Source organism: Microbacterium sp. NPDC058021 (assembly GCF_042885955.1).
GTDB lineage: Bacteria > Actinomycetota > Actinomycetes > Actinomycetales > Microbacteriaceae > Microbacterium.
Genome location: NZ_JBHVRF010000001.1, coordinates 708,244 through 720,670, shown reverse-complemented (window position 1 = coordinate 720,670; position 12,427 = coordinate 708,244). Strand labels below are relative to the sequence as shown.

The window sequence follows — 12,427 nt, the reverse complement described above, 5'->3', positions numbered from 1 at the left end:
GCGGGGGATGCGGATGCCGGCGGCGCCGCGACAACAGCAGTACCGGAAACCGTAGGTGGGCCCGACACCGCGGACACCCCGCCGGTCGCGGTGGACACCCGGACGATGGATCAGCGGCGGGCGGACGTGTTCGCCGACCTCCTCCTCACCGGCCACGCCACCGCCGCCGACTCCGACACCACGACGTGTGAGACCGACGCGATCATCGCGCACATCCAGGTCACTGTCCCCGCCGCCACCCTCACCGGCAGCGACACCCCCGCCACCTTCCACGGCCACGGACCACTCGACCCGGGCACCGCCCGCCACTACGCGTCCATCGCGACCAGCTGGGACCGACTGTTCCACCACCCCACCACCGGGACCCTCCTCGGCACCGACAGCTACCGGCCGACGGCGGAGCAACGCCGGTTCCTCCGCGGCCGCGATGAGCACTGCCGGTTCCCCGGCTGCCGGGCCGCGGCCTACAGGTGCGACATCGACCACACCATCGACCACGCCCACGGCGGACCCACCCACCTGTGCAACCTCGCCCACCTCTGCAAACGCCACCACACCCTGAAACACCACACCGCGTGGACCGTCACCCAACACCCCGACGGCACCCTCGAATGGACCAGCCCCACCGGCCGGCGCTACCTCGACATCCCCCACGGCGCCCTCGAATTCACCACCACCCCCGCCACCACCCCCGCGACCACCACCGCCACCGCCACCGCCGGCAGCGGGGCGCCACCACCCTTCTAACCACCACGCCCACCCGCCGACCGGCACCCACCCGGACGGCGGGCCGACGCGCGCACGGGCGCCGCGCCCACCAGCAGCCCACCCCCGCACTGCGGAATCGACCGACTCACGCGCCTCGCGCGTGCACCGGCCTGGCGTTGGCGGGCGGCTCGCCGACCTCGGCGACGGCATGGCCGCTGCACACCGCTGCCGTCACGCTGGCCCGCTCGATGCGCGACACGGTGAACCATCGCATCGCGTCGCGCAGGCGGCACCACCCGACCAGGTACCACTGGCCGTTCGTCGAGGCGAACAGCACCGGTTCGACGTCGCGGGTGGTCGTGGCACCGGTGCCCGATGTGTAGCGGATGCGGACCACGCGCTGCTCGGCCATCGCCTCCTCCAGCGCCGACCTGATCGCGCGCGACGAAGCGGGCGTCGCGTTGACCCACACCCGGCCCGCCAGCTCGTCGGCCCGTGCCCGGGTTCGGGGGTCGAGCACGTCCAGGATCTTCTGAACCCCGGCTGCGGCGAGGTCCGCATAGGGCGCATCGGATGCCGCAGACACCGCGGCCATGAGCGCCACCGCCTGTGCGGGCGAGAGGGTGACCGGAGGCAGCGACGCTCCCCCGGCCAGACCGTAACCACCGCCCGGCCCCGGGCGCGACCACACCGGCGCGCCGCTGTTCTCGAGCGCATCGAGGTCCCGCTTGACGGTGCGCACGGACACGCCGAACTCTTGCGCCAGCCGCTCGGCGGAGCACCCCCGGGAGCCGCTGCGCCGCAGCATCTCCGACAGGGCGTGAAGTCGCTCTGCGCGCTTCACTGTTCAGCCCTCGCCGTATTCATGACACAAATGGTGACACACACCTGTCCGCGGCACCCACCAAGCTGGGGACATGACACGCACGACGAACACCCAGACCATCATCCTCATCGCCGGCCACTGGCTGGGGGCATGGGCGTGGGATGAGGTCCTCGAACACCTGGACACCGCAGGCTCCCCCGCCATCGCGATGACCCTTCCGGGACTGGACGCAGGCGATCCCGATCGTGCGTCGAAGACTCTCGACGACCAGGTCGCCGCCATCGTCGACCTCTTCACTCGGCGCGGGGTCTCCCCGGAGCAGCCCGCCACCATCGTGGCCCACAGCGGCGCGAACCTTCCCGTCAGCCTCGTGCTCGACCGGCATCCCGAGCTGATCCACCGGGTCGTGTGGGTCGACTCCGGCCCGGTCACTGACGGCAGCATCTTCGCGCCCGACTTCCCGGAGGAGGTCACCGAGCTGCCGCTGCCGCCGTTCGACGTCATGGGGCAGCAGGCGAGCCTCGACGGCCTGAGCGAAGAGACCCTCGACCGTTTCCGAGCCCGCGCGGTGCCTGAGCCCGGCCCTGTGCTCCGTCAGCCCGTCGTCCTCACGAACCAGGCTCGCCGCACCGTCCCGACCACCCTCGTGTGCTGCTCGATCCCCAGCGCCCAGGTGCGGGAGCTCGCCGCGGCGGGCCACCCGATGTTCGCCGAGGTCGCGAACCTCGCGCACGTCGACGTCGTCGACCTCCCGACGGGCCACTGGCCTATGTGGAGCCGTCCCGGCGACCTCGCCGAGCTCATCCGGGCAGCCGCTGCGCGAACCGAGTGAGTGCGCGCGGGTCAGACCCCGCCGCCACCGCCGCCGCCACCGCCACCGCCGGCCGAGCCGCCACCCGACGAGCCACCGGAGGTCGACGACGACGACATCGCCGCCGTCGACAGCGAGGCGATGCTCGACGAGAAGGTCGCCGCGTTGAACGCTCCCGCGCCGTAGTACCAGCCGGGCGCGATGTCGGCCCGGTCGTAGTAGACCATCAGTTCATCGGCCCACTTCTTCTCCTGGCCGAACACGACGGCATAGGGCAGCAGCGCCTCGTACAGATGGATCATCTGGCGCGGGTCGTTGACGTCGACCGGCCGCCGCTCGGCGCCCATCGGCGACTGCAGCATGCGGATGCGGTCGGCCTCGGCCCAGTCGATGAACACCTTCAACCCGGCGAGGTGATCGCGCACCTCCGCGCCCGCCGACGTGAGCGGACGGTGGGTCACCACCCCGATCCCGACCACGAGCGCCCCGACAGCGAGGACGAACAGCAAAATCGGCACGAGCGGCATGACGGCGGCATCCAGTGCCAGCACCCCGAAGAGGAAGACGAGCGCCGAGGTCAGCACCACCGCCACGATGGGCCACGCCCGCACGCCGGCCGGCACCGGCCGGCGCAGCCCGTGACGATCGAGTTCCTTGTCGGCGGCCTTGAGGATCTTGGATGCCACGGTCGACAACCGGGTGTCCTGCTTGCCGAATTCGAACGTGGCGCCGGGGACCGCATCGGGGCCGAACAGCCCATCCAGCAGCATCCGCCCGTCGCCGTCGGCACGCGAACGATCCACCAGCTCGACCTGCAGCTTCGATTTGCCGAACGTCTTCGGCGCGCCCTCGAGGATGCGGATCGAGCCGACGATCGCCTGCTCGAGCACCTCCGCGGGAATCGCCTTCGACGTCTTCCCCAGGAGCACGGCGCTCTCGAGCGCGTCGACATCGCGCGGTGGGGTGTACTCGGCGATGATCGTCGGCCGACCGGGGTCATCCCGCAGCCACCGCCGGCGCGACCAGAACGCCGCGCCCACCGCGCCGAGCATGCCCACCGTCGCCACGCTCTGCGCCCAGCCCCACCCCGAGGCGAGGTACGAGGAGTCGAACAGTGTGAACGTGTCGGGCTCGAACCCGACCGCGATCGTCACCGTCTCGTATGGGCCCACGCCGTCGGCCGCGGCGGTGACCGCGGTGCCACCATCCTCCGGCGCGACCGCGATCTGGCATTGCTCGGTCGAACCCTGCCCGCCGACGTAGCACGCCTGCCGCCCGGTGAGCGAGGAGGCCAGCGCGGCATCCACGTGCAGCGTCGCGGTCACGCGCCCGAACGTCTGCGGCCAGTCCACGCCGTTGACGTCCCAGTAGAACTCCTGGCCGCCGTCGTCGAACGTCCAGGTCACGTTCTCGAGGTCGTACGTGAACACATAGGTCTGCGCACCGTGCACGAAGTCGTCGGCGCGGGAGACCATCTCGAACACCCCGTCGTCGGAGTCGGTCTCGGCGGGCCGCTCGGCGCCGTTCTCGTCGGCGATCGACACGAGCGAGGGGTTCAGCGGCTGCCCGTTGTACGACGAAGGGATCGTCCGGCGCATCCCCCGGTTCTGGTCGATATCGGGGAAGACGGCGACGAAGGTCTCGACCACGCGCAGCCGACTCGTCCCGTCCTCGGCGCGGGTGAGGGTGTAGTCGGCGTCGAGGCTCGAGAACTCGAAGTCGTCCACGTCCGCCGCCGCAGGAAGCGCGACGGCGACGGATGCCACGAGCATCACCGCGAACGCTGCGATCACGACACCGATCCGACTGACGATTCGCACCATGGCGCCCAGCCTATGCGGGGTTACAGTGGTCCCCATGACCGACCGCCGCCTCGCCATCGACGCGTGGGAGGCGCTGTTCCGGGCGCAGCACGAGGTCTTCGAGGAGATCAACGTCGATTTCCGGGATGCCGAGCTGTCGCAGGCCGAGTACGACGTGCTGCTCACGGTCACCCGCTCCGACGACCTCACGGCGCGGCTGCGCGAGGTCACGGCCAACATGCTCATCAGCCAGCCCAGCGTCTCGCGCCTGGTCGACCGGATGGTCTCGCGCGGACTGCTCACCAAGTGCGCCGACCCCGAGGACGGGCGCGGTGCCGTGGTGCGCGCGACACCGGAGGGCGCAGCCGTCTTCCGCCGCCTGGCCGCGCGGCACGGTCAGTCGATCGCCGCCCGCATGTCGTCGCTCGACGACGACGAGCTGCAGCAGCTGCGCGACCTGGCCCTCAAGCTCCGCGACCGCTGAGCCGCGCCCCGGTCAGCGCGTGCGGCGGCGCAGCGTCAAGGGCGCGAGCACGAGGAAACCGAGCGCGAACGCGACGACGATCACCATCGGCCGCCACAGGTCACTGCCCGCGTCGCCCGCCGTCACGGCGTTGATGGCATCGACCGCGTAGCTCAGGGGCAGCACGGTGCTGACGGCATAGAGCACGTCGGGCATCTCATCGCGCGGCATGAACAGTCCGCCCAGGATGATCTGCGGAAACACCAGCAGCGGCATGAACTGCACCGCCTGAAACTCGGTGCGTGCGAACGCGCTCGCCAGCAGCCCCATCGCGGTGCCGAGGATCGCATCGATCACCGCGACGAGCCCCAGCTGCCAGAGCGGGCCCGCGACCTGCAGCCCGCACACCACGACCGCGAACCACACCGTCACCACCGCCTGCAGCGTCGCCATCAGCCCGAACGCCAGCGCGTAACCGACGATGAAGTCGGCCTTGCCCAACGGCGTCGTCATGAGCCGCTCCAGCGTGCCTGATCGGCGCTCCCGCAGTGTCGTGACCGACGTGATGAGGAACATCACGATGAACGGGAACAGCGCCAGAATGGGCCCGCCGAAGGTGTCGAACACCCCCTCCCGCTCGCTGAAGAGCCAGGCGAACAGGCCCACCAGTAGGCTCGGAGCGACCAGCATCAGCGCGATCGAGCGAGGGTCGTGGCTCAGCTGACGCAGCACCCGCCCCGCGGTCGCCAGCGTGCGCACCGGGTTCATGCCGCGCTCCCCCGGTCGATGAGCGCCAAGAACGCGGCGTCAGCGTCGCGTGCACCGGTGGTCTCCAGCAGCCCCTGCGGGGTGGTGTGCGCCAGCATCCGACCGTCGTGGATCAGCACGACATCGTCGCAGCGCATCGCCTCGTCCATCACGTGGCTCGACACCACGAGGGCCGCGCCGGCGTCGGCCAGCCGGCGGAAGATCTCCCACAGGCTCTGGCGCAGCACCGGGTCCAGCCCGACGGTGGGCTCGTCGAGCACGAGCAGGTCAGGGGCGCCGAGCATCGCCACGCCGAGCGAGACCCGGCTGCGCTGCCCACCCGACAGCGCCCCGGCCAGCTGCGCGCGCTGGGAGGTGAGGTCTACGTCGGCCATGACCCTCGGCACATCGGATGCCGGCACCCCGAGCAGCCGCGCGGCATAACGCAGGTTCTGCTCCACCGTGAGGTCGTCGTACACCGACGCGCCCTGCGTCGCGTAGGCGACCCGGTGGCGCAGGGCCGGCGCACCGGCCGGCTCGCCGAGCACGGTCACCGTTCCTCCCGCGACGATCTGCACGCCGACGATCGCGCGCATGAGCGTCGTCTTGCCCCCGCCGCTCGGTCCGAGGAGCCCGGTGATGCGCCCGCGGGGAATCTCGACGTCGAGACCGTCGAACACCGTCGTGCGGCCGCGCCTGACGACCAGGCCCTGCACCTTCACCGCGGCGGTCACACGCTCATCGTGCCCCTGCCGACGCGCACATGCGAGAGGCGCGCCTCACCAGCGGTTGTGCACCTCTTCGGCCCATCCCAGGATCTCCCCGAACGGGACCGTCTCGCCGTCCTCGGTGGTGAACGTGCCCGACCAGTGCCCGAAGCACTGGTGGGTGCTCGAGGCCAGCACGACGAGGTTGGTGCGCCCGGTCTTCAGGTAGAACGGCTCGAAGGTGGCATCCAGCCCACCCCCGGTGATGCGCCACGGCCGTCGCCACTGCGCCAGGTCGTACTCCCACCGCAGCTCGTCGTGGATCTTGTGCAGCCGGTCGCCGATCAGCATCGCGTTCTCGGTCGACCCGGTGCCGTCGGTCCAGCGTCCGCCGACCTGGATGCCGAGCGTGCGGCCGCCCGCGACCCCCGACCCGGCGCCCCAGTTCCACTCCACGTCGTACCGCCAGCGCCCGCGGCCGTGGTCGAGCACCGCCCACGACTGCCCCGCCGGCACGTCGGAGGTGACCCCCTCGACCGTCATGGTGCCGTGCGCGGGGCGCGCGACGTCCTTCACCGTGTACTGGAACCGCCGCGCCGTCCACGGCACGACCACGGCGAGACGCTCGTGCTCAGGCGCGAGGTCGGCGATGACGTCGAAGGAGACATCGGCGATGCGCGCCCGCAGCCGCGTGCCGCCGGGCACCTCGTCGATGTCGATCTCGAGGCCCTTCGCCCGCGCGCGGGACGATCCCTGCTCGAGGCGGGGCGCGAGGGTCACGCCGCGGGCCGGCAGCACCGTCGCCTCGGCGTGCCAGGTGCGCTCGGTCGCGCGGTCCAGCACCCACACCTCGTGCACGGCGGCGTAGTCGATCGATGACACCGTGAGCGCGAGGATGTGCGTCGGGGTCGTGACGTTCCAGTACTCCCACCGCTTGTTGCGGCCCCACGAATGCTCCTGCACGCGCGAGGCGTCCACCAGCGGCTGACGCGCCCACCCGACAGCGGCGGGGTTGAGCACACGGCCGTCCCCGGCGGTGAGCGAGACGGGTCGGGTCAGTTCGGGCAGGGTCACGCGTGCTCCTCTCGCACCGCGGCACGGGTGGATGCCGCCTGGCGCAGTCTGTCGTTCATCGCGCGCACGGCGTGCTCGTCGACCTTCACATAGCGGCGGTCGTAGGTGACCATGCCGTTGACCTCGTCCTCGACGTCGCTGAGCTGCGTGTACACGGTGGCCGCCAGGCCGCGCTCGATGGCCGGCGCGATCTCGCGATCGTGCAGGCGCTCCAGCGCGCGCTGCAGGCCCGCCCGGGTGCGGTAGCGGCGGTAGCCGAACACCTTTCCGGTCGAGGTGTGGCTCGGGACGGCAAGGCTGTAGCCGCCGTACTCGGTGACCGCCAGCACGCGGGGGTCGTCGCCGCGGGGCACCCGCACGGGGCGGAAGTACACGTGCAGGCTGCGCAGGTCACCCGCCCCCTGATCGTGCCAGCCGCTGGCGTGGTCGATCGGCCGGGTGGGGTCGAGGTCGCGCACGAGCGCGGCGATGCGGGCGGCGTCGAACTGCCCCCAGCCCTCGTTGAACGGCACCCACAGCGACAGCGACACGACGCTGCGCAGGTGCTCGACCATCTCGACCAGTTCCCGCTCGAACTGCGCGCGCCCCGCGGCATCCGACCGGCCGAACCGGGCGTGCCGCGTGTCGTCGAGCTGCGGAGCACCGAACACCGGGGCGGTGATCACGGCGGGCCGGTAGCGCCCGCCGCCGTTGACCGCGTCCTGCCAGACGAGCATGCCGAGCCTGTCGCAGTGGTGGTACCAGCGCAGCGGCTCCACCTTGATGTGCTTGCGCAGCATCGTGTAGCCCAGGCGCTTGGCCAGGCGGATGTCGTACTCGAGGGCGGCGTCGCTGGGGGCGGTGTACCCGCCGTCGGGCCAGTACCCCTGGTCGAGCAGCCCCACCGGCAGGTGCGGCTGGCCGTTGAGCAGCAGCCGCGGGAATCCGTGATCGTCGACCCCGATGCCGAAGGAGCGCATGCCGACGTAGCTGCCCACCCGGTCCTCGCCGAGGGTCACCGCCACGTCGTAGAGGAACGGGTCCTCGGGCGACCAGAGCCGCACCGGCACCGGCAGCGCGACGCGCGTGGGCTGCCCCACCGGCACGGTCGCCGTGGCGATTTCTTCGCCTTCGGCCGAGATCGTCACGACCGCCTCGGTGCCGGCGCCGTGGGCGCTTTCGACCGTGACCTCGACGACGCCGTCGGTCAGGTGCGGGGTGAGCACGAGCGAGTCCACCGCGATGCGCGGGACGATCTCGAGCCACACCGTCTGCCAGATGCCCGACTGCGGCGTGTACCAGATGCCGCCGCGGCGGCTGGACTGCTTGCCGCGCGCGAGCCACGCGGCATCCGTCACATCGCGCACGGCGACGGTGACCTCGTGCTCCCCGCCGGCGGCGAGCACGGCAGTCACATCGAGGGCGAAGGGCAGGTACCCGCCGGTGTGCCCGCCGACCTCCACGCCGTCCACCGCGACGCGGCACGACTGGTCGACGGCCCCGAAGTGCAGCAGCACGCGCTCACCGTCGGCAAGCTCCCGCGGCAGCGCGAACGCACGCCGGTACCAGAGCGTCTCCTGCGCGCCGAGGGTGCGCCCGACGCCCGACAACGGCATCTCGGGAGAGAACGGCACCACGATCTCGCCGTCCCACGCCGCGGGCGCAGCGACCGGATCGGCGACGGTGAGCGGGTCGGCGGCGGAGAACGGGGTGATCGCGTACGACCACGGCCCGTTGAGGTTGGCCCAGCCGTCGCGCACCAGCTGCGGCCGCGGATACTCCGGCAGCGGCGCGTCGCGGTCGAGGCGCTCGCCCCACGGGGTCAGCAGGGTCCCGCTCACGCGGCATCCACCTCCTGCGGCAGGCGCCGCAGCGCCAGCACGGGGATCACGACGAACAGCGCCACGACGGCGGCCGCGGGGAAGATCCACGGAGTGGGCACCTGCTTGACGATCCCCAGATCGACGTACGTCTCGTTCGCGCCGATGATCACCGCCGACCCGATGAAGGGGCCGATCACCATCGGGATCAGCACGATGAAGATCATGCGCAGGCCCTGCACCATGCCGACGCGGTCGGCAGGGGTGGCATCGCGCACGCTCGCCGACAACGACGCGGTCGACAGCATGAACCCGCCCATCATGATCGTGCCGAACGCGATGACACTCAGCATGTCGCGCACGACGAACATGCCCACGAGCCCCACGATCATGAAGCCCACCGCCGGCAGGATCGCGCGGGTCTTGCCGATGCGGTCGACCACGCGTCCGCCGACGACGCTGATGACGGCGGCGAGCGTCAGGACGCTGCCGAGGATGATCGCGTAGCCATCGATCTGCAGGTACCGCTGGATGTAGATGATCAGGTAGGGGAAGAACACCTGGGAACTCGTTCCGATGATCGCCCACGCCACCAGCAGCGTGTACAGCCGCGGGTGCGCGCGCACGGTGGCGGGCCGCAGGCCGTGCACGAGCGCGCGCAGATAGCCGTCGGAGGGGGTGCGGATGCCGGGGGCGTCGCGCACCAGGAACCACGCCACCACGCCGACGGCGGCTGTGGCCAGTCCGATGATGCCGAAGAACAGCTTCCACTCGCCCGCCTGGGTGAGCCCGTCGAGCAGGCCGAACACCAGCAGCATCGACATGAGCGGCAGCACCGCCAGCACGCCGTCGACACGGCCACGGTCGGCGGGGGTCGTGGCATCGGTCACCCACGCGTTGAACGCGGCGTCGTTGGCGCCGGAGCCGAAGACCGACATGACGCAGTCCAGCAGCACGATCGCGACGACGGCCGTGCCCACCACCTGGGCGGCGGCGGCACCCGCCGACGGCTGCACGAACCCGAACGTCGCGGTCGTCAACCCCCAGAGCACGTAGCCGACCGCGATGAACGGGCGCCGGCGCTTCACGCGATCCGACCAGGCGCCCACGAGCATGGTCGACAGCGTCGCGGCGACGGCGGATGCCGCGACCAGCACCGCGATGACGGTCGGATCGGTCGTGATCGTGTCGTACACGAACACGTTGAGGTACATGTTCTCGACGGTCCAGGCCAGTTGCCCGACGAAACCGACGAGCACGACCACCCACCAGGTGCGGGCGGGGACACGGGGCAGCCGCACGCGGGCGGGCACGGAGGTGGGAACGGACATCGGCATCCTTGCTGACGGACCGGAATTCGGGTGCCTCGATCCTACGCGTGACGCCACCGCGCCGAGGTCAGCACTCGATGACGTTGACGGCGAGCCCGCCTTCGCTGGTCTCCTTGTACTTGGTCGACATGTCGATGCCGGTCTGGCGCATCGTCTCGACCACGGTGTCCAGCGAGACGTAGTGCGAGCCGTCGCCGCGCATGGCCAGGCGCGCAGCGGTGACGGCGGTGGAGGCGGCGATGGCGTTGCGCTCGATGCACGGGATCTGCACGAGCCCGCCCACCGGATCGCACGTGAGCCCGAGGTGGTGCTCCATCGCGATCTCGGCGGCGTTCTCGATCTGCCGGTTCGTGCCGCCCATGACGGCGGTGAGCCCTGCGGCGGCCATGGCGCATGCAGACCCCACCTCGGCCTGGCATCCGCCCTCGGCGCCCGAGATCGACGCGTTCGCCTTGAACAGCGACCCGAGCGCGGTCGCGGTGAGCAGGAACCGGCGGATGCCGCGGCGGCGGTTCGCCTCGGTGCGTGCGGCGTCGTCGATCGGGTCGGTGGGCTCGCCCGTCGGCGGGTGGAAGCCCAGCAGGGCACTGCCGACGAGCTCGCCGTAGGGGGTCACGGCGTTGCCGTCGCCCAGGCCCACGTCGGCCAGGAACCGCCACCAGAACATGCCGATGGCGGGGAGGATGCCGGCGGCGCCGTTGGTCGGCGCCGTGACGACGCGCCCGCCGGCGGCATTCTCCTCGTTGACGGCGAGGGCGAACGCGCCCAGCCACTCCCCCGGCAGCTCGCGGTGTCCCTCGGCTTCGACTGCTTCGAGCTGCTGACGGATGAGGCCCGCTCGCCGCTTGACCTTGAGCATGCCCGGCAGCACGCCGTCGGCGCTCAGGCCCGCCTCGACGCACGCGCTCATGGCATCCCAGATGGCGTCGAGGCCGGCGGCGACCTCGGCCTCGCTGCGCAGCGCCTGTTCGTTCAGCCGCGCCGCTTCGGCGATCGTGATGCCGCGTTCATCGCACAGCGCGAGCAGTTCGTCGGCGCTGTCGTACTGCAGCGGGAAGGGCGTGGTCGCCACCTGCGGCGCTTCGCCCTCGCGGCGGATGAAGCCGCCGCCGATGGAGTAGTAGGTCTCCTCAGCCACGGTGATGCCCGCGGCATCCGTCGCCGTCAGCGTCATGGCGTTGGGGTGGCCGGGCAGCCGCGTACGGGGCGCGAAGGTGACGTGCTCCTTCGCGAACGCGATGGGGTGCGTGCCGTCGAGTATGAGGGCGCGACCCTCGGGCCAGTCGGTCCAGGTATGGCGTACCGTCTCGGGATCGACCGACTCGGGCACGTGCCCCTGAAGGCCCGCCACCACGGCGTCGGGCGTGCCGTGGCCGATGCCGGTCGCCCCGAGCGAGCCGTAGAGGGCGCAGTCGAGGCGGGCGACGCGCGGAAGCGCTCCGGTCTCGCGCAGGCGCGCGGCGAAGTCACGACCCGCGCGCATGGGGCCGACCGTGTGGGAGCTCGAGGGTCCTACTCCGATGGAGAACAGCTCGAACGCCGAGACGTATGCGCTCACCCTTCGAGCCTACGCGCCGCAGCCCCGGACGCGGGTCCGGGGCTGCGTGCGGTGTCGGCGTGTGGTTACGCCTGCGACGACTCGTTGACCTCGAGCGTGGGGCCCGAGTCCTCGGTGGTCACCTCGACCTTGCGGGGCTTCGCCTTCTCGCTCACCGGGATGCGCACGCTCAGCACGCCGTTGCGGTAGGTCGCGGCGATGTGCTCGGTGTCCAGGCCCTGGCCGAGGCTCAGCTGGCGCAGGAAGCTGCCGGCCTCGCGCTCGCGGGTGATCCACTTCACGCCTTCGCCGACGTTGAGGGTGCGCTCGGCACGGATCGTCAGCAGCTGGCCGTCGACGTCGATGTCGACCGAGCCCGGGTCGACGCCCGGCAGGTCGGCGGCAAGCACGTAGTGGTCGCCTTCACGGTAGAGGTCCATCGGCATCTGCCGCGGTCCGCGGCGGACGGGGTCCATCAGGTTCGTTGCAAAACGCTCTAGGTCACGGAGCGGGTCGTAGTTCGCCATGTCGTCTCCTCTCGAGCGGTGCCGGGAGCCCCGGCATCCATGTCAGGTCTTCAAAGTTGAGTCACATCGACTCAACTGCGTCCAGATTAGCACTC

Annotated in this window: 12 protein-coding genes; 3 read left to right on the top strand and 9 right to left on the bottom strand. The window is 71.2% G+C overall.

All coding sequences use genetic code 11. The features are described from left to right. A partial coding sequence (locus tag ACFVR6_RS03350) for an HNH endonuclease signature motif containing protein (protein ID WP_386958790.1) occupies positions 1-747 on the top strand: 747 nt, incomplete at its 5' end. 106 nt (positions 748-853) lie between these two features. Here the strand turns inward: ACFVR6_RS03350 and ACFVR6_RS03345 are convergent. Beyond that, positions 854-1,552, bottom strand: a complete 699-nt coding sequence (locus ACFVR6_RS03345; RefSeq protein WP_386958788.1) for a helix-turn-helix transcriptional regulator — start codon at positions 1,550-1,552, stop codon at positions 854-856. A gap of 73 nt (positions 1,553-1,625) precedes the next feature. Here ACFVR6_RS03345 and ACFVR6_RS03340 point away from each other — a divergent pair, with 73 nt between their 5' ends. Beyond that, positions 1,626-2,366: an alpha/beta fold hydrolase gene (locus ACFVR6_RS03340; RefSeq protein ID WP_386958786.1), complete on the top strand. Its 741-nt coding sequence runs from the start codon at positions 1,626-1,628 to the stop codon at positions 2,364-2,366. Positions 2,367-2,377: 11 nt separating this feature from the next. On the opposite strand, the gene ACFVR6_RS03335 is transcribed toward ACFVR6_RS03340, so the two are convergent. Then, complete coding sequence (locus ACFVR6_RS03335; protein ID WP_386958785.1) at positions 2,378-4,168, bottom strand: DUF2207 domain-containing protein; 1,791 nt, start codon at positions 4,166-4,168, stop codon at positions 2,378-2,380. Between the two features lie 34 nt (positions 4,169-4,202). Here ACFVR6_RS03335 and ACFVR6_RS03330 point away from each other — a divergent pair, with 34 nt between their 5' ends. Further along, on the top strand, positions 4,203-4,631 hold the full coding sequence (locus ACFVR6_RS03330; RefSeq protein ID WP_386958784.1) for a MarR family winged helix-turn-helix transcriptional regulator: 429 nt from the start codon (positions 4,203-4,205) through the stop codon (positions 4,629-4,631). Between the two features lie 12 nt (positions 4,632-4,643). On the opposite strand, the gene ACFVR6_RS03325 is transcribed toward ACFVR6_RS03330, so the two are convergent. The 7 genes from ACFVR6_RS03325 to ACFVR6_RS03295 all read right to left on the bottom strand — a co-directional run bounded on the left by ACFVR6_RS03325 (position 4,644) and on the right by ACFVR6_RS03295 (position 12,332). Beyond that, positions 4,644-5,378, bottom strand: coding sequence for an ABC transporter permease (locus ACFVR6_RS03325; protein WP_386958782.1), 735 nt, complete (start codon positions 5,376-5,378; stop codon positions 4,644-4,646). Further along, positions 5,375-6,091 carry an ABC transporter ATP-binding protein gene (locus ACFVR6_RS03320; protein WP_386958780.1) on the bottom strand — a complete coding sequence of 239 codons (717 nt, stop codon included), beginning with the start codon at positions 6,089-6,091 and terminating at the stop codon, positions 5,375-5,377. The genes ACFVR6_RS03325 and ACFVR6_RS03320 overlap by 4 nt, the downstream gene beginning before the upstream one ends. 45 nt (positions 6,092-6,136) lie before the next feature. Then, positions 6,137-7,138: a DUF2804 domain-containing protein gene (locus ACFVR6_RS03315; RefSeq protein WP_386958778.1), complete on the bottom strand. Its 1,002-nt coding sequence runs from the start codon at positions 7,136-7,138 to the stop codon at positions 6,137-6,139. Further along, on the bottom strand, positions 7,135-8,958 hold the full coding sequence (locus ACFVR6_RS03310) for a glycoside hydrolase family 2 protein (protein ID WP_386958776.1): 1,824 nt from the start codon (positions 8,956-8,958) through the stop codon (positions 7,135-7,137). The genes ACFVR6_RS03315 and ACFVR6_RS03310 overlap by 4 nt, the downstream gene beginning before the upstream one ends. Next, positions 8,955-10,268, bottom strand: a complete 1,314-nt coding sequence (locus ACFVR6_RS03305; RefSeq protein ID WP_386958774.1) for an MFS transporter — start codon at positions 10,266-10,268, stop codon at positions 8,955-8,957. Before ACFVR6_RS03305 ends, ACFVR6_RS03310 begins: the two co-directional genes overlap by 4 nt. A gap of 67 nt (positions 10,269-10,335) precedes the next feature. After that, positions 10,336-11,826 carry an L-serine ammonia-lyase, iron-sulfur-dependent, subunit alpha gene (locus tag ACFVR6_RS03300; RefSeq protein ID WP_386958772.1) on the bottom strand — a complete coding sequence of 497 codons (1,491 nt, stop codon included), beginning with the start codon at positions 11,824-11,826 and terminating at the stop codon, positions 10,336-10,338. Positions 11,827-11,891: 65 nt separating this feature from the next. Beyond that, a complete protein-coding gene (locus ACFVR6_RS03295; protein ID WP_386958770.1) occupies positions 11,892-12,332 on the bottom strand; it encodes an Hsp20/alpha crystallin family protein in 441 nt (146 codons plus the stop codon). Positions 12,333-12,427 lie beyond the last annotated feature (95 nt).